Origin of the sequence: Luteibacter mycovicinus, from assembly GCF_000745235.1 — a bacterium.
GTDB classification, from domain to species: domain Bacteria; phylum Pseudomonadota; class Gammaproteobacteria; order Xanthomonadales; family Rhodanobacteraceae; genus Luteibacter; species Luteibacter mycovicinus.
Genome location: NZ_JQNL01000001.1, coordinates 2,200,626 through 2,219,306, shown reverse-complemented (window position 1 = coordinate 2,219,306; position 18,681 = coordinate 2,200,626). Strand labels below are relative to the sequence as shown.

Below are 18,681 nucleotides of genomic sequence, written 5' to 3'. Positions count from 1 at the left end.
ACGGAGCGGAACGGCGATAAAACGCTTCGCGTGCCGCTAATGCCTATGCACATTCGGCGCGCGAAGAAAATGATGGGCGAAATCGCAAGTCATATTCGGCAACGGTGCATTCGCGGTCCACGCGTCAAGAGATCGCCGCGGGGCCGTCGCGACGTTTGTTAAATCGCCACGATGAAATACGGAAATGGCGTGAACACTGCGATTCCTTAAGTATCTCTACCTGATTTCTGAAGACGTAACGTCGTCTTTTCGTGCCGTATTTGTCGATGCGCACGAATTCCGCGAGCGACGTTTTCACTTTCTGGAAAGGTCGCGGAAATGCATCGCCAGATTTGTGCATAGACCCCTCTCGACCCTCGCTTAGGCTTGCGCCGAATACCAAGGGCCTGATTCCGTCAGGCTCATCGGCGTCACCAATCAGACGTCTATTTGCGGCACGGATTTTCCGGCGTCGCGGCTGAAGTGCGGCCGATATTTCCCGGTCAGGGAACACGCCGTGCGGACCGGGGAGCGTTATGAGCAAGCGTCACATGGGAAACATCCGCCGCACGTCGCTGAGCAGGGGTATCTACCTCACCTTTGCCTCGACCCTGTTCGGTCTCGTCAGCCAGCAGGCCATCGCCGACTGTGCACCCATCGCTCCGGCCAACGGCTCGACCATCACCTGTTCCGGCGGAACGCTGGTCGGCAACCCTTTCAGCACGAACGCGAACAACCTCACCGTTAACGTCACGAGCGACGGGCGCATCGCATCGGCAATCGGCCTCGGTACGGCGATGACGTTGTCGGGTAACAACGTCACGCTCAATAACTCGGGAAGCATCGACCCCTCGCTGCTGGGTCTTCTGACATTGCTGTCGGAAGGCACGGTCGTCGGTAATGCGAACGCGAGCAACCACGTCATCACGAACAACGCGGGCGCCAGCCTGTACGGCACCATCGGCCTGGCGTCGGTCACGATCGGCGATCTCGGTGGCGTGGCGCTCGACATCCGCAATGGCGCGGGTGGCACGACGACGCTTACCAACAACGGCTTTATCGGTGGCAAGCCCCTCGTCGGCGTGGCGGTGCTTGCCGCCGACGCACCTGCGATCGTCGCGTCCGGCCTGGGCAACACGGTCATGACGAACGGCGCGACGGGCACGGTGCAGGGCCGCATCAGTCTGCATGGCACCAGCAACTCCCTGACCAACAATGGCACCATCACCGGCAGCGTCTACATGGGCCAGGGCAACGACACCTTCGTTGCCGATACGGGGTCCGTCGTCAGCAGCACGGGTACGGGCGTGGCCGCATCCATCGGCGATCTGCTTGGCGTGGGGGTGCTCAACTTCGCCGCCGCCGGCATCGTCGACGGCGGCACGGGTACCGACACGCTGACACTGAAAAGCACGACGGACAATGGCATCAGCAGCGCCTCGGCGGCGCAATACATCAACTTCGAGAACCTGGCTATCAGCGGCGGCATATGGGGTCTCTCCGGCCGCCTGGCCAATGCCACCACCATGACGGGCGGTACGGCGATCCTCGCCGATCCCGCCAATCTGGGCGACAGCGCGAACGTCTCGGGCGGCACTATCCAGGCCGCGACGAACGGGCTCGGCGTTACCACGGCGTTCAATATTCAGGCCGGTGCGGGCCTTACCGTCGCCGGTACGAACAATCTCGGTCTGAGCGGTGCCGTGTCGGGCTCGGGTCCTCTGACGAAGACGGGCACAGGCGCCCTGACGCTGGCGGCCGGCAACACGTGGACAGGCGGTACCACGCTCGCCGCGGGCAGTCTGCTGCTTTCGGGTAACGGTGCGCTGGGTACCGGCGCGGTCAACGTGACGGGCGCCGCCACGACGATCACCGCCCTGAATGCGACCACGCTTTCGAGCGGCAACGCTATCGCGGTAGGCGCCGGCAACACGCTCACCATCAACGGAACACAGAACCTGACCCTCAACGGCGCCCTGTCCGGTGCGGGCAACGTGACCAAGGCGGGCACGGGTGTGCTCACGCTCGGTGCCGTCAATACACTCTCTGGCACGTTCTCGATCACCGGCGGCTCGCTCGCCGTCGGTGCGGGCGGCATGTTGATGCCGACGCAGGTGATCACCCTGTCGCCGGGCGGCACGCTCGATCTCTCCGCGGGTGCCAGCCAGACGATCGGCTCGCTGGCGGGCCTCGGTGGCACCGTCAACCTCGGCGCGACGACGCTCACGACCGGCGGGCTCAACACCAGCACGAGTTACGCGGGCCTGATCGCCGGCACCGGCGGCATCGTCAAGGTCGGCACCGGCGTGCAGACGCTTTCCGGCGCGAACACCTTCAGCGGTGGTGTCGCGCTCAATGGCGGTGGCCTGCTGCTCGGCAACAACGGCGCGCTTGGTACCGGCGCGCTCAGCGTCGGCGCGAACGTCACGCTCGACGGCACGGCACCGCTCGCGCTGGCCAACAACGTGAACCTCGGTACGGGCGGCACGCTCAACCTGCTCGGCGGGCAGCCGCTTGCTTTCGGCGGCGTCATCGCCGGCACCGGCAACGTGGTGAAGACCGGCGCGTCATCGCTCACGTTGACCGGGGCGAACACGTTCAGCGGCGGCCTCACCGTCAATGGTGGCGCGTTGTTGCTCGGCAACGACAGCGCACTCGGCACGGGCGCGCTCAACGTCGCGGCATCGACCACGATCGATGCCAACAACGTTGCGCTGACTCTCGCCAACGCGGTGAATCTGGCATCCGGTGCCGCGTTGAACGTGCTCGGCGGCCAGCCGCTGACCTTCAACGGTCCGATCACCGGCGCGGGGAGCCTGATCAAGAGCGGTGCGTCCACGACGCTGACGCTCGGCGGTGCGAACACCTTCACCGGCGGCCTCAACATCGGCGCGGGCACCGTGGCGCTTGGTACCGGTGCCTCGCTCGCCGCGACGGGCGCGGTGAATCTGAGCGGAACCGGCGCGAGCTTCGACATCTCGGCGGCAGGCAACCAGACGATCGGCGCGCTGTCGGGTGTGCCCGGCACCACGATTTCGCTGGGTGGCAACGCGCTGACCTTCGGCGACGCGACCAACCAGACTTATGCCGGCGTCATCGGCGGTACGGGTTCGCTGGTCAAGGCGGGCGCGGGTATTCAGACACTCAGCGGCGCGAACACCTTCACCGGTGGCGTGAGCCTCAATGCCGGTGGCCTGCTGCTCGGCAACAACGGCGCGCTGGGCACGGGTGACCTCACGGTCAACGGTGCCAGCACGCTCGACGGTACGGCGGCACTGAACCTTGCCAACAACGTCAACCTCGCGGGTGGATCGCTCGTCCTGCCCGGTGCGCAGAATCTCGTGCTGGGCGGTGTCGTCACGGGTGCCGGCGGTCTGATCAAGAACGGCGGGTCACAGCTGACCCTCAACGGCGCGAACACCTTTACCGGTGGCGTGAACCTCAATGCCGGCAGCCTGCTGCTGGGCAACGCGGGCGCACTCGGCACCGGTGCGCTCAACGTCGGCGGCACCGGGTCGCTCGACAGCACGACGGCGCTCAACCTCGGCAATGCCGTGAACCTCGGTGCGGGCACCGCGCTCACGCTTGTCGGCAGCCAGGCGGTCACGCTCAACGGTGCGGTGGCCGGTGCGGGCAGCCTGATCAAGAACGGGGCGTCGGTGCTCACGCTGAATGGTGCGAATACCTTCAGCGGCGGACTGACCGTGAATACGGGCGGTCTCGTGCTCGGCAACAGTGGCGCCATCGGTACGGGCGCGCTGAACATCGGCGGCGCGGTGTCGCTGGATAACAGCGCCGCGATCAGCCTCGGCAATGCGGTCAACCTCGGTGCGGGCAGCGCACTCAGCGTTCTCGGCAGCCAGGATCTGGCTCTGGGCGGCACGGTGTCAGGCACGGGCAGCCTGACCAAGAATGGGACATCGGTGCTCACTCTGGGTGGCGCCAATACCTTCAGCGGCGGTGTGAACCTCAACGGTGGCGGGCTGCTGCTCGGTAACAGCGGTGCGCTCGGCACCGGTGCGCTGAACGTGGGTGCCGATGCGTCGCTCGATGCGAATGCGCCGATCAACGTGGTCAACAACGTCGGCCTCGCCGCCGGTGCGAACCTGAGCGTGCAGGGTAGCCAGGCACTCACGCTGGCTGGCGCATTGTCGGGCGCGGGCGCCCTGACCAAGAACGGCGCCGCGACGCTGACGCTGTCCGGCGCAAACACGTACACCGGCGGTACGACGATCAACGCGGGCACACTCGCGCTCGGCGCAGGTGGCAGCCTCGCCGCGACCGGTGGCGTCACGCTGGCCAATGCGGGAGCCGGCTTCGACATCTCAGGCGCGGGCAATCAGACCATCGGCGCGCTGTCCGGCACGGCCGGCACGACGATCGCGCTCGGCGGTAACGCACTTACCTTCGGTAACGGGACCGACCAGATCTTCAACGGCTCGCTCACCGGTAACGGCGCACTGATCAAGGCGGGCGCGGGCGTGCAGACGCTCGGCGGTACCAGCACCTTCGGCGGCGGCCTGACCGTCAACGCCGGTGGCCTGATCGTCGGAAACGATGCGGCGCTCGGCAGCGGCACGCTGACCATCGGCGGCGCGACCACGCTCGATGCGAGCGGCCCGGTCGCCCTGGCCAATGCGATCGCGCTCAACGCCGGCCTCACCGTGCTCGGCAGCAACGCACTCACCCTCAACGGCAACATCGCGGGAACCGGCGGCCTGACCAAGGACGGCTCGGCACTCCTGACGTTGAACGGCAGCAACACGTACACCGGCGGCACCAACATCAACGCCGGCACGCTGGCGCTCGGTGCGGGCGCCAGCCTGGCGAGCACCGGCATCGTCAATCTGGCGACGGGCGCCACGTTCGATCTCTCGGCAGGCAACGGCACGCAGACGTTCGGCACGCTCACCGGTGGCGGTACCGTCAACCTCGGTGCGAACTCGCTGACCGTCGGGGGCCCGACCAACGGTGTCTTCGCCGGCTCGATCGCGGGCACCGGCGGTCTGATCAAGGAAGGCACCGGCACCGAAACCCTGACCGGTACCAACACGTTCACCGGGGGCACGCTGATCAACGCCGGCACGCTGGCGATCGGCGCAGGCGGCAGCCTGGCTGCGACCGGTGCGGTGAATCTCGCGGCGCCGGGTACGGGATTCGACATGTCGGCGGGCGGTAATCAGGCCATTGGCCTGCTCAACGGCGTCGCGGGCAGCACGGTGACGCTGGGTGGTAATGCGCTCACCCTGGGTGGTGTCGGCAACAGCGTGTACGACGGTCTCATCGCGGGTACCGGCAGCGTCATCAAGAACGGTGCGGGCATTCAGGCGCTCGGCGGTGCGAACACCTTCAGCGGCGGCGTCGCGCTCAATGCGGGAGGCCTGGTGCTGGGTAACGACGATGCGCTCGGCACCGGTGCCCTGTCGGTCGGCGGCAATGCGTCGCTCGACACGACGGCCGCGCTCAATGTCGGCAACAGCATCACCCTCGCGTCTGGCGTGAACCTCGATCTGCTGAGCAGCAACGCGCTGACGCTGAGCGGTGCGGTGTCGGGTGCGGGCGGCATCATCAAGGACGGCGCCTCGACGCTGACCCTGACGGGCGCAAACACCTTCACCGGCGGCACGACCATCAACTCGGGCACGCTGGCCATCGGCGCCGGTGGCAGCCTTGCGTCGACCGGTGCGGTGAATCTGGCTGGCACGGGTACGTTCGATATTTCGGCGGCCGGCAACCAGTCGATCGGTTCGCTCACCGGCGTCGCGGGCAGCGCGGTCTCCCTCGGCGGCAACGCGCTGGTGCTCGGCGGTGCGACGGATGCGACCTTCAACGGCAGCATCGGTGGCAGTGGCGGCCTGGTGAAGAACGGCGCGGGCGTGCAGACGCTCAACGGTGCGAGCGCGTTCACCGGCGGCGTGACGCTCAACGCGGGCGGCCTGGTCGTCGGCAGCGACGCCGCGCTGGGCACGGGGGCGCTGACCGTGGGCGGTGCATCGACCCTCGATGCGTCGGTCGCCACCACGCTCGCGAACGACGTGATCCTCAACGCCGGGCTCGCGGTGCTGGGCACTAACGACCTCACGCTCAACGGTGCCATCTCGGGTGCCGGCGGCCTGACCAAGGACGGCGCGGCGACGCTCACGCTCAACGGCACGAACACATACTCGGGCGGCACCTTCATCAACGCCGGCACGCTGGCGCTGGGTGCGGGTGCGAGCCTGCTGAGCAGCGGCACGGTGAATCTCGCCACCGGCGCCACGTTCGATCTCTCGGCCGGCAACGGCACGCAGAGCTTCGGCACGCTGGTCGGCGACGGTACCGTCAACCTCGGCGGCAACTCGCTGGTGGTCGGCGGCCCCACGGACGGCACCTTCAGCGGCAGCATCGGCGGCACCGGTGGGCTGATCAAGGAAGGCACCGGCATCGAAACGCTGACGGGTACGAACACGTATACCGGCGGTACCACGATCAATGCGGGGATCCTCGCCATCGGCGCGGGTGGCAGCCTGTCGCCCACGGGCGCCGTGACGCTCACGGCGGCAGGCACCGGCTTCGATATCGCGACCGGCGGCAATCAGGCGATCGGCGTACTCAACGGCGTCGCCGGCAGCGCCGTCACGCTCGGCGGCAACACGCTGACACTCAACGGCGTCGGCAACGGCACCTACGACGGCGTCATCTCGGGCGCGGGCGCCCTGATCAAGGACGGCCCGGGGTCGCAGACGCTGGCCGGTGCGAATACCTTCAGCGGCGGTGTCACCCTCAACGCGGGCGGTCTCGTGGTCGGCGACAACGCCGCCCTCGGCACGGGCGTGCTGACGGTGGCCGGTGCGGGAACACTGGATGCCAGCGCGCCGGTCACGCTGGCGAACGACATCGCACTCAACGCCGGCCTGACCGTGCCCGGCAGCAACGACCTGACCCTTGGCGGCGCGATCTCGGGTGCGGGGAGCCTGACCAAGAACGGCGCCGCGACGCTGACGCTTACGGGCGTCGGCAGCTACACCGGAGGCACGACGATCAACGGAGGCACGCTGGCGATCGGCGCCGGTGGCAGCCTGGCTCCCGCCGGCGCGGTGACTCTGGCCGGTACTGGCACGTTCGACATCTCGGCGGGCGGCGACCAGACGATCGCTTCCCTCGACGCGGTGGCGGGCAGCACGGTCGGTCTCGGCGGCAACCTGCTTACGCTCGCCGGTGCTGCGGACTCGCTCGTCAATGGCACGGTCACCGGTACGGGCGGGCTGGTGAAGGACGGCGCGGGCACGCTCACCCTCGGCGCCGCCAACACCTTCAGTGGCGGCGTGACCCTAAACGCCGGTGGCCTGAGCGTCGGCAACGACGCGGCGCTGGGCACGGGTGCGCTGACCGTCAATGGCGCGACCACGCTGGATGCGACGGCAGCCACCACGCTGGGGAACGACGTCGCACTCAACGCCGCACTGACCCTGCCGGGCAGCAACAACCTGACGCTCAATGGTGCGATCTCCGGCGCCGGTAGCCTGATCAAGCACGGCGTGATTCGTCTGGCCGTGAACGGCAACAACAGCTACACCGGCGGCACCACGGTCGACGGCGGCACGCTCGTCGTCGGCAGCGACACCGCGCTGGGGACGGGCGGTCTCAACATCGACGGCGCCGCCCTCGAAGCGAGTACCGCGGTAACGCTCGGCAACGACGTCACGGTCGGTGGCAACGGCGTGACCGTGCAGGGTCCCGCCGACCTCACCTTGAACGGCACGCTCAGCGGCACCGGCGGCCTCGACAAGGAGGGCACCGGCACCCTCAATCTTGGCGGATCGCTCGCTGGCTTCACCGGTGGTCTGACGGTCAATGGCGGCATCCTCAATGCCAGCAATCCGTACACGGGTGGCGTCGCCGTCGGCTCGGACGGCACGGCCAGTCTCGACGGTACCGGCAACGTCGTCACGGTGACCGGCCCGATCGCCGGCACCGTCAACCTGGGTGGCAACAGCACGATCGATATCTCCTACGGCCAGCTGCCGGGTGTCACGGGTACGGTCAACGGGACGGGGCCGGGTAGCACGGTCAACATCACGGGTAGCGGCGAGGCCAGCTTGCCGGGCGGCTCGATCACCCACATCGACAACCTCAACATCGGTGCCGGCACGCTCACGATCGCTAGCGGTACGACCGCGACCTTCCCGGGTGGCACCACGGTCGGCGGCAACATCGTGGTCAATGGCTCGCTGGGCGGACCGGCGACCGTGACTCCCGGCGGCGGCATCGTCGGCGGCGGTACGGTGACGGGCCCCGTGGTGGTCGATGGCACAATCGCACCGAGCGGCATTCCGGGTGCGACCGGCGCGGCGGGAGGCACCGGTACGCCGGGTACGGTGCTGACGACGGGCGACCTGACGCTTGGCAGCGGCTCGACCACGCAGATCCGCACGGGCACCGGCAATACGAGCGACACCATCAACGTCAATGGCGCGGCCACCGTCGGCGGCACGTTGGCGGTCACGCCGACGAGCACCACCTTCAGGCCGGTGAGCCGCTTCACGATCCTGCGGACGACCAACGGCATCAACGGCGCGTACAGCAACGTGCCGACCAGTCCCTTCCCGTTCCTCGACACGAATCTGGCGACCGAAGGCAATGACCTCGTCCTGACGTACAGCCAGGCGGGCAGCGGTCTCGGCGCGGGCGGTATCGGCTTCGGCCAGTTCCCCGGCCTCAACGCCAATCAGGGCGACATGGCCTCGGTACTGCAGCGCATCGCTGTCTCGGGGGGCGACCCGCTGCCGACCCTGCTGGGCAATGCGCGTGGTCTGACCTCGGAGCAGGTCTACCGCGCCTTCGATTCGCTGACCGGTGAAACGTACGCGTCGGCAGCCAATGCCGAGCTTTCCGGGCAGAGCCAGTATCAGGACACGCTGTTCTATCGTCTCAAGCTCCAGCGTGACACCGGCGAGCCGGGTCCGGCGGTCTGGGCGGAACCGTACACCTCGAGCAGCAGCTTCGACCACAGCGTCGACGTCGCAAAGACCGACTACCGCATCCATGGCGTCATCATCGGCACGGACGCGCCGGTCACGCCGGACCTGCGCCTGGGTGTGCATGCCAACTTCGCCAACTCGCGTACCGAGGCGGATCGTCGCGGCGATTACACCGATGTCGATCAGGCGGCGATCGGCCTGCATGCGCTCTACTTCAACGACAAGCAGTGGTGGGCGGAAGGCCTGGCGTCGTACGGCTGGCAGAATGCGGACAGCTCGCGTCGTATCGCGGTGGGCAGCTTCACGCCGCAGGCGACCGGTAGCTATGACGGCAAGACCGCCAATGCCTCGCTGGAGGGCGGCTACCGCTTCCAGCTTGGCCAGTCCATGCATCTGGAGCCGTTCGTCGGTGCGTACTACGCAAAGGTCAAGTACGACGCCTTCACCGAAAAGAATGCCGGTGACGCCGACCTCCGCGTCGGCAGGACCAGCGCCAGCAGCCTGCAATACGGCGTCGGTGCCCGCCTCGTCGGCGATGTCGACCTGGGCGTGGAAGGCACGAAGCTGCACCCGATCGTGATGGTCCGCTACCTGCACAACACCCGGGACGATACGACCACCGTGAACAACGCCTTCGCGGGCGCACCGGCCGAGACCTTCTCGGTGCAGGGCTCGCAGCCGGTACGCAACCACTGGCAGGCCGGCGTGGGCGTGAGCTTCGACATCACGCCGAAGGCCAGCACGTTCGTGTACTACAACGCGGACGTCGCCACGCATCAGCGCAGCGACGCGGTGAACCTGGGCTTCCGCTGGAGCTTCTGACCGAGCCGACCTGACGAGCCGCCACGGCTCGTCAGGTCGTTCGCGGTGTGACCGCCGGTGTCCGCGCGGGAACGTCCGCGGACACGGTCCTTGCCGGCCCAGACCGGGTATCCCTTCGCCCGAAGGATGTTGCGACCCGCCCTTTGCCCTTGAAAAACAACGCCTGAGCGTTACCGCGATGGCACGCATGTCCGTCCGCACGTGCTGGCATATCGCTTGCAACGTGCCTCGGATAATCGGCGTGCTTAGAGGCGGACATGCAAACAAGGTATCTATCGGGCTGTCTGGCGGCGTTGCTGTCCATGGCTGGCGCGCTGCCGGCGGTCGCCGGCGCGGAAGACCTGCTGGACATCTATCGCGAAGCGGTAGCCAACGATCCTGTCCTGGCGGGCGCCGATGCGCGTCGTCTGGTGGTGGCCGAGGGTGTGCCGCAGGCGCGGTCGGCCTTGCTTCCCCAGCTGTCCGCCGGACTGGAGCTGCAGCAGTTTCATCCCGGTTACGCCGGTGTGGAATCCGGCAACGGCGGCACCTCGTCCGAAACGACGGGCGGCCACAGCCGGCAGCGTGACCTGACGTTTCAGCTCGACCAGACGGTGGTCGACCTGGCGAAATTCTCGCGCGAACGCCAGGCGAAGCTCACCGCCGAATCGCAGGACGCCACGTATGAAGGGGAGCTGCAGGACCTCTACGTCCGCGCGACCACCGCGTATTTCAACGTGCTGATCGACCAGGACCAGGTCGAGGTATTCCAGTCGTACGAGGACGCTTACAAGCAGCAATACGACCAGGCCGTCATCAAGTTCGCGAACGGGCTGGCGCCGCAGGCGGACCTCAGCCAGTCGAAGGCTTATTACCTCTACATCAAGTCGTCGCGTGTGGATGCGGAGTCCGCGTTGAAGGATGCGCGTCGCGCGCTGCAACAGCTGACCGGCAAGGCCCCTGGCACGCTGAAGAGCCTGCGTGAAGACCTCCCGATGGAAACGCCCACGCCGAACAATGCCGAGGCGTGGGTCGAAGAAGCCATGCGTCAGAACCCGGACGTGCTCGCGGCGAGCCGTCTGGTGACGGCCGATGAGCACTCGATCTCGGCAGCGCGCAGCGGTCATCTGCCGACGCTCAATTTCTCGGTGGGCTACGACAAGGCTGGCGCGTGGTCGAACACGGTTCGTGGAGGCGCGAGTTATGGCCCGGGTAGTACGACGGTCGGCCTGGTGCTGGCCGTGCCGCTGTTCAGCGGCGGCCTCACCCAGTCGCAGGTGCGCCAGGCGATACACCAGCGCGATGCGGACCAGGACGACCTGGAGTCGCTGCGCCGACAGACCGCGCGTGATGCCACCAACTATTTCAACCTGATCACCGCGGGCATCGGACAGGTCAGCGATGCGCGCGATGCGGTGAAGTCGGCTAACGACGCGCTGGCTTCCATGCGCGCGGGTTACGACATCGGTACCCAGAGCCTGACCAACGTCGTTGTCGCGATCGCGCAGCTGGCGAACATCCGTACGCAGTACACCGCGCTACGCCACCAGTTCATCCTCAACAAACTGCTGCTCAAGCGCAGTGTCGGCGCTGCCGAGCTGAAAGACATCGAAGAAATCAACCGGCTGCTGCAGTAGCCACTGTGGTGGGAGCCAATCCTATTGGCGATGCTTCTGTAGGAGCCAGCCCTGCTGGCGAAAGCAACCCACCTCAGTGCTCAGCCAAAGCCACCCACTCCGACTCAGCATGCGCCTCACGATGCACGAAGAACAACGCCCGCACCGTCGCATCGACCATGCAGCTCGTCGTCAGCATCGCGTCCGTGCCGTCCGCCGGTGCGAACGCATAACTGACGTCGATCTTCTTCACCTTGGCGATGAAGTTACCCGCCGTCCCGTGTAAGCGAAGATCCAGATGGTCGATGTAAGGATGCCCCCCGGCATTCTTCGTCACGGTGACCGCGCCATCGAACCGTTCGTCGTCGCCCTTGCCGTCGCTGCTCACGTTGATATGCCCGGCCTGGACATAGCCGCGTGGCAGACGCGTCGTCGTAAACGCGTACGTCGTCCGTCCGGCTTCCTGTTTCGTCACGTGCGCATCGGTACCGATGACGTCCCGCAGTTCGTCGTAGGAAGCCATGATCTTTTTCGGCTCCTTGCGCGGATCCACGGATTCGGAATCCAGCTCGGGCTTGTCGCCGCCCTTGACCGTCGTGGTCGTACGGATGACGCCGTGCAGATCGGCCGTGGGCACCGCCTTGCGGGCGAGTGCCTGTTCCAGCAGCGCATCGTGGGCGGTGACGGTCGATGCCCCGGCGAGCAACAGCAATCCCAGATAAGTGGCTCGCATCGGCATCCCTCCTTCGGCTCGGATATATCCATGGAAGGTAGGCCGGCCATCGCCGGGCGCCATGGCCCATTGGTCACGACCGGCCCATACGTCATGCCGCGCCGGATGCACTCCGGTCAGAACACCTGCTGCGTCGGCCGGATCACGATGTTATTGATGTCGACGTCGGCGGGCTGCTCGATCGCGAACGCGATGGCCCGTGCGACCGACGCCGCCGGAATCGCCTGCTTGTAGAAATCCAGCACGGTGTCTTTCGCGGTGCCCGATGTGCTGAGCTTGAGATCGCTCTCGACCGCGCCCGGCTCGATGCAGGTCACCCGGATATCGCCACCCACTTCCTGGCGAAGGCCTTCCGAGATCGCGCTGACCGCGAACTTGGTACCCGAGTAGACCGTGCCACCCGGTGCGAAGACCTTCACGCCGGCGACGGAGCTCAGGTTGATGATGTGGCCGCGCTTCTGCTCGATGAAGCGCGGGAGCACGGAGGCGATGCCGTACAGCGTGCCCTTCAGATTGACGTCGATCATCGCGTCCCACTCGTTGGTATTGACCTCTGACATGGGACGGATCGGCATCAGGCCGGCATTGTTGATGAGGACGTCCAGCGTGCCGAAGTCGGCGACCGCGGCGCCGACGACCTGGGCGAACTGCGCCTTGTCGGTGACGTCCAGGGTATAGGCCGCGGCTTGCCCACCGGCCGCGACGATCCCGGCCACGACGGCATCGAGCATCGACTTACGCCGCGCCGCGAGCGCGACTTTTGCACCGCGGGCCGCGAGATGCTTCGCGACTTCCGCACCGATGCCCGTGCTCGCGCCCGTGATCAGGACGACCTTTCCTTCGATTTGCTTGCTCATGGTATTGCCCTCTATGTCGTGAGTGCTTACTTGACCGACTTGCTGGCGGCCTGCTCGATCAGCTTCGCCACGTCGGCAGGATGCGAGAGAAAGGCGACGTGACTGGAGGCGACCTCGACCGTGGTGCTGCCTGCGCGCTTCGCCATGAAGCGTTCGAGATCCGGGTTGACCGTCCGGTCGAGCGTGGCGACGAGCGCCCAGCTCGGCTTGGTCTTCCACGCCGCGGTCGACACGGGGGCGGTAAACGCCTGGACGGAAGGCATGACCTGCGAGGCCGCCATGAAGCGGGTTTCCTTCTCCGGCACGTCGGCGGCGAAGTCGGCATGGAACTGCGCGGGGTCGATGTAGAGGAAGTTGTCCGCCGTCTTCTTGATCGCCTTGGTCGCGCCGGGATTCTTCTCGGTCAGCGTGGCCAGGCTCTCGCCGGCCTCGGGCTGATAAGCGGCGATGTAGACCAGGCCGACGACCTGCGGATCGTTGCCCGCTTCGGTCACCACGGCACCGCCGTAGCTGTGGCCGACGAGGATGCTGGGACCGTCCTGCATGTGGACGACGCCCAGCGTCGCCTTGACGTCATCGGCGAGCGAGGTTTCCGGCTCCTGCACGATGGAAACCTTGTAGCCATCGCGGATCAGGATGTCGGACACCGCTTTCCAGCCGGAGCCATCCGCGAAAAATCCATGGACGAGGACGATGTTCTTCACGGGTGCGGCGGTGACGGCGGCGGCGCCGAAGACGGAGAGGGAGATCGCCAGGGCGGCGGCGAAACGGGTGCGACGGAATGCTGTTTTCATGAGGTTCTCCTTGGGCGCTTACTTGCGGATCAGAATGGTTTTCGGATTGGTGAAGAGCTGGCGCCCTTCGCTGCCGTGCTCGGTGCCGACGCCGGATTGCTTGTGGCCGCCGAAGGGCACGTCCACGCCCTGGGTATGGATCTCGTTGACCCAGACCATGCCTGTCTCGAGGCGGTTGGCCACCGCGACGGCCGCGGCGGTGTCGCGACCCCAGACGGAGCCGCCCAGACCGAACGGACTGTCGTTGGCACGCTCGATCACGTCGTCGACGTCGTCGTAGGCGATGATCGGCACGATCGGAGCGAACTGCTCTTCCTGCACGATCTTCGAATCTTCCGACGGGTTGTCGACGACGGTCACGGGGATGAAGTAGCCGGGACGGTTCGGGTCGATCTCGCCGCCGAGGACGATCTTCTGACCGTTCGCCTTGATGTCGTCGAGGAACGTGACGACCTTGTCGAACTGCATCTTGTTCTGCACCGGGCCGACGGTAACCTCGGGGTCGAGCCCGTCGCCGAGCTTCTGCCGCTTGGCGTATGCCACGAATGCGTCGACGAAGTCCGCGTGGAACGAACGGTGGACGTACAGGCGCTTGATGCCGACACACCACTGACCCGAATTGCCGACAGCGCCCCAGAACAGTGTGGGCACGATCGAACGCCAGTCGGCATCGGGCAGCACGATCGCCGCGTCGTTGCCACCCATCTCGAGTGTGAGGCGCTTGATCGTCCCGGCAGCGGAGCGAATCACATGCTTGCCGGTCTCGGTGGACCCGGTGAAGCTGATCTTGGCGATGTCCGGGTGCGCGGTCATCTGCGGGCCAAGCTCGTTGCCGCCGGAAACCACCGAGAGCACCCCGGGTGGCAGCACGGACTGCGCGATCTGCCCAAAGCGCAGTGTGGACAACGGCGTAAACGGCGAGGGCTTGATCACCATGGTGTTGCCGGTGATCAGTGCCGGCGCGACCTTCCACAAGGCGAGCAGCACGGGGAAGTTCCACGGTGTGATCGCACCGACGACGCCCAGCGGCGTGTGGTGAAGCTCGACGATGTGGTCGTCGGTCTCCTCCACGATCTCGACGGGGATGCGCCGCGCGGCGATCTGCCGGATCCAGGAGATCGACTGGTCGACCTCCGGCTCCGCCATCGTCTTGAGCGGTTTGCCCTGCTCGAGGGTGAGCAGTCGGGCCAGCTCGTCGCGGTGGGCTTCGAGCGCATCGGCATAGGCGTTGAGATAGACCTGGCGCCGCTCGTAGCCAAGGGTCGACCAGGTCCTGAAGGCCGCTTTCGCGGCGGCGATCGCTTCGTCGAGCTGCGCGGCGCTGGCGGCCGGCGCCTGCGCCAGCACCGTCCCGGTCGCCGGATTCATGACGTCGAAGCGATCGCTCGTCTCGATGAGCTTGCCGGCGATGCTCAGGTAATACGGACCGTCGAAGATGTTCATGCCGACAGCTGCTTCATCAGCACAGCGGCGGCTTCCGACGACGACGCGGGGTTCTGGCCCGTGATCAACAGGCCATCGGTAACGACGTACGAACCCCAGTCCGGACCCTTCGAGTAGATGCCACCCCTGGTCTTCAGTTCGTCTTCGACGAGGAAGGGCACCACATCGGTGAGGCCAACGCCTTCTTCTTCCGTATTGGTGAAGCCCGTGACCTGTTTGCCCTCGACCAGCGGCTTGCCGTTCGACGCCTTGACGTGGCGGAGCACGCCCGGGGCATGACAGACGAGCGCGACCGGCTTACCCGCTTCGATGAACGATTCGATCAGCGCGATGGAATGCGTGTCCTCGGCCAGATCCCACAGCGGGCCGTGACCACCCGGATAGAACACGGTGTCGAAGTCGGCCTGCGAGACGCTGTCGAGGCGGACGGTGGCCGCGAGCTGGGCGTTGGCGGCGGCATCGGCTTCAAAGCGACGGGTGACGTCGGTCTGGAACGACGGCTCGTTGCTCTTGGGATCGAGCGGCGGCTGGCCGCCCTTGGGCGAGGCGAGAACGATCTCGGCGCCGGCGTCCTTGAAGGTGTAATAGGGCGCGGCGAGCTCTTCGAGCCAGAAGCCGGTCTTGCGGCCGGTGTTGCCAAGCTGGTCGTGCGAGGTCAGAACGATGAGGACTTTCATGGGAATCTCCTGATTGGTTGGGTAAAAGTAGACCAGTCGTCTAGTAGCTAGGGGCAAAAAAACGCTTCGCGAAGAAGCGTCCGTATCGCCTCCCGGCCTCAGGCCGGGAGCTTCAAAACCTGGCGGGTGGTAGCCATCGCCTTGTCGAACGGTTCGGTGTTGCGAACGATCTTGACCATGACGCTGGCGCCCAGCCAGAGCTGGTACAGGCTCTGCGCCACGTCCGCCGCCGGCTCGTCGACCGACAGTGAGCCGTCGGCCACCCCGGCCTCGATCGCTTCGGCGAGGTAGCGGATGATCCCCGTGGTGCCGCGCCTGAGCGAAGCGCGCATCACTTCTGACAGATCCGCCACCTCGGCGCCCAGCTTCACGGCAAGGCACTTACCCTGGCAGTCGTGGAAGGACTGGTTGTCCCGCCACGCCTGAAAGTAGTTCTCCAGACGAGCCGCCACCGGTCCGCCGGCCTGGCGCAGCGTGCGGTCCATGTCGGCCAGGTACTCCTCGAAGTAGTCCTCGAGCAAGGCCTCACCGAACGCGTCCTTCGATCCGAAGTAGTGATAGAACGACCCCTTCGGCACACCGGCGGCCGCCAGCACTTCATTGAGGCCCACCGCAGAGAACCCCTTGCCGCCCATGATGCGCTGACCCGTGGCCAGGATCCTGGCGCGGACGTCGGACGATTCGTTGATGGCGGTGGCTGGGCTCATGGGAAGAACTCTACACGCCATTAGACCGGTCGTCTAGTATTTTTTTCGAGGAATATCTGAACTGACGGGTTTTAAGTCCGGCAGGCCATCCACATGTCGAACGCAGCGATATTCCCAACCCACCGAGCAAGGATCTGGAATGAACACCACGCAGAAAGTCGCCCTCGTCACCGGCGCCACCCGCGGCATCGGTCAGGAAACCGTCCGTCAGCTGGCGCAGGAAGGTGTGATCGCGCTGCTGGCTGGCCGCGACGCCGGTCGTACCAAGGCGGCGGCGGACAAGCTCAAGGCCGAAGGCCTCACCGTCGAACCGATTGCGCTCGATGTCACCGACAGCGAAAGCATCAGAAAGGCCGTGGCGGAAGTCGGCGAGAAGTACGGCAAGCTCGACATCCTGGTGAACAACGCGGGCATCCTCGTCGACGACATGAGCAAGGCCCCGTCCGAGCAGACGCTGCAGGCATGGCGCGAGACCTTCGACACCAACGTGTTCGCGGTCGTCGAAGTGACCAACGCCTTCCTCCCGCTGCTGAGGAAAGCCCCGGCGGCGCGTATCGTCAACGTCTCCAGCCAGCTCGGCTCGATCACGCTGCACGTCGATCCGAACTCGCCGATCTACAGCTTCAAGGTGCCGGCGTACGATGCGTCGAAGACCGCCATCAATTCGTGGACCGTGCATCTTGCTTATGAACTGCGCGACACGCCGATCAAGGTCAACGCGGTGCATCCGGGTTATGTGCAGACCGAGATGAACGGTGGCAACGGCGAGATCGATGTGCCGACCGGTGCGAAGAGCAGCGTCGGTATGGCCTTGCTCGATGCCAACGGCCCGACGGGTAGCTTCACCTACCTCGGCAAGACGCTTCCCTGGTAAGTCCACCCACCCCTCAGGATGTGAACTATGGCGACTTATGTCGTGTTTTCCCGCGATCGCACCAAGGATCCGGAAGAGATGAAGATCTACGCAGAGAAAGCCAGTGAGGCGCGCGGAAACCATCCCATCACGCCGCACGCGTTCTACGGTGAGATCGAGACGCTCGAAGGGCCCGAGGTCGAGGGTGCGGTCATCATCAGCTTCCCGACGAAGGCCGAAGCGCTGGCCTGGTACAACAGTCGGGAGTACACCGAGGCGCGCGCGCATCGGTTCAAGGGTGCGGACTACCGGGTGTTCATGGTCGAAGGGGTCTGACCGACACCCACGGAACCCGGTGCTCGGTCCGTACGATCGAGCACCGGGTTTCGAGCCATGGGCTCCGCTTCAACAGGGTGCCGTGCCAGTGTCCTGATGAAGTCCGAATCCGACCGTATCCTGTCCAAGCCCGTCACGCAGGCGCAAGCTCGGTATCTCGTAGTCGCCCCCATTCTGTCGCCGGAAAGGAATCGGAGACGTGATCGCCAGATTGCGCATGCGCTCGCGTAACGCTTCGGCCATCGCGGGAAACGCGTCCTCGCCCATGCGATCCAGACGGTAGGCGACGAACGGCGGCAGGACGTCGAACCCCGGGTAGTGCAGTACCCCGTGGTTGATCGGAAAGAGCAGGTCATCGATAGGCCCGTTGATCCCGCGTGGCCCGTAGTGCTCCTCCCAGCCACCGGCGGTGACGACGAGCATGGCGCGCTTGCCCGCGAGCGTGCCTTCGCCGAAACGGTCGCCCCAATGCCTGTCGCTATGCTCGCCGACGCCGTACGCGAAACCACAGGCGTACACGCGATCGATCCATCCTTTGAGAATCGCCGGCATCGTGTACCACCACAGGGGGAACTGCAGAATCACCGCGTCGGCCCAGAGCAGCTTCTCCTGTTCCTCGCGCACGTCATCGGTCAGGGTTCCCGAGGCAAAGGCTTCAGCCGAAGCACGTGCGGGATGCAGACGGTCGTCACTCCGGAGGGCAGGGAAGTCATCGCGATCGACCACCGCTTTCCACCGCTGAGCGTACAGATCGGTCTGACGCACGTCGTGGCCCTGAGCCAGCAGCTCCGCGATGGCGACATCGCGCAGTGAACCATTGAGTGAGCGGGGCTCAGGATGAGCAAAAACAAGCAAAACCTTCATAAAGACTCCGGATGTCGAATGACCTCACGGTAGCCAACAGGTGATCCATCCACTATATGGA

At 65.9% G+C, this 18,681-nt stretch carries 11 protein-coding genes; 4 read left to right on the top strand and 7 right to left on the bottom strand.

Features of this window, described 5'->3' with window-relative positions; all coding sequences use genetic code 11:
- The first annotated feature begins 515 nt into the window (after positions 1–515).
- Positions 516–9,761 (top strand): autotransporter-associated beta strand repeat-containing protein, encoded by a 9,246-nt coding sequence (locus FA85_RS09930; RefSeq protein WP_051943152.1) that lies wholly within the window; start codon positions 516–518, stop codon positions 9,759–9,761.
- A 257-nt stretch (positions 9,762–10,018) separates the two neighbouring features.
- Complete coding sequence (locus FA85_RS09925) at positions 10,019–11,377, top strand: TolC family outer membrane protein (protein WP_081907279.1); 1,359 nt, start codon at positions 10,019–10,021, stop codon at positions 11,375–11,377.
- A gap of 73 nt (positions 11,378–11,450) precedes the next feature.
- Here the strand turns inward: FA85_RS09925 and FA85_RS09920 are convergent, their stop codons facing one another.
- The 6 genes from FA85_RS09920 to FA85_RS09895 all read right to left on the bottom strand — a co-directional run bounded on the left by FA85_RS09920 (position 11,451) and on the right by FA85_RS09895 (position 16,567).
- Positions 11,451–12,089, bottom strand: coding sequence for a hypothetical protein (locus FA85_RS09920; protein WP_036109127.1), 639 nt, complete (start codon positions 12,087–12,089; stop codon positions 11,451–11,453).
- 116 nt (positions 12,090–12,205) lie between these two features.
- Positions 12,206–12,946, bottom strand: a complete 741-nt coding sequence (locus tag FA85_RS09915; RefSeq protein ID WP_036109130.1) for an SDR family oxidoreductase — start codon at positions 12,944–12,946, stop codon at positions 12,206–12,208.
- Positions 12,947–12,972: 26 nt separating this feature from the next.
- Positions 12,973–13,740, bottom strand: a complete 768-nt coding sequence (locus tag FA85_RS09910) for an alpha/beta hydrolase (RefSeq protein WP_036109132.1) — start codon at positions 13,738–13,740, stop codon at positions 12,973–12,975.
- Positions 13,741–13,758: 18 nt separating this feature from the next.
- Complete coding sequence (locus FA85_RS09905) at positions 13,759–15,183, bottom strand: aldehyde dehydrogenase family protein (RefSeq protein WP_036109135.1); 1,425 nt, start codon at positions 15,181–15,183, stop codon at positions 13,759–13,761.
- A complete protein-coding gene (locus tag FA85_RS09900) occupies positions 15,180–15,860 on the bottom strand; it encodes a type 1 glutamine amidotransferase domain-containing protein (RefSeq protein ID WP_036109138.1) in 681 nt (226 codons plus the stop codon). The genes FA85_RS09905 and FA85_RS09900 overlap by 4 nt, the downstream gene beginning before the upstream one ends.
- 98 nt (positions 15,861–15,958) lie before the next feature.
- Complete coding sequence (locus FA85_RS09895; protein WP_036109140.1) at positions 15,959–16,567, bottom strand: TetR/AcrR family transcriptional regulator; 609 nt, start codon at positions 16,565–16,567, stop codon at positions 15,959–15,961.
- Between the two features lie 139 nt (positions 16,568–16,706).
- Here FA85_RS09895 and FA85_RS09890 point away from each other — a divergent pair, with 139 nt between their 5' ends.
- Positions 16,707–17,441, top strand: a complete 735-nt coding sequence (locus FA85_RS09890; protein ID WP_036109143.1) for an SDR family oxidoreductase — start codon at positions 16,707–16,709, stop codon at positions 17,439–17,441.
- A gap of 27 nt (positions 17,442–17,468) precedes the next feature.
- Positions 17,469–17,756 (top strand): DUF1330 domain-containing protein, encoded by a 288-nt coding sequence (locus FA85_RS09885; RefSeq protein WP_036109145.1) that lies wholly within the window; start codon positions 17,469–17,471, stop codon positions 17,754–17,756.
- Positions 17,757–17,825: 69 nt separating this feature from the next.
- On the opposite strand, the gene FA85_RS09880 is transcribed toward FA85_RS09885, so the two are convergent.
- Positions 17,826–18,620, bottom strand: coding sequence for an NAD(P)H-dependent oxidoreductase (locus tag FA85_RS09880; protein ID WP_036109148.1), 795 nt, complete (start codon positions 18,618–18,620; stop codon positions 17,826–17,828).
- Between the last annotated feature and the right edge of the window lie 61 nt (positions 18,621–18,681).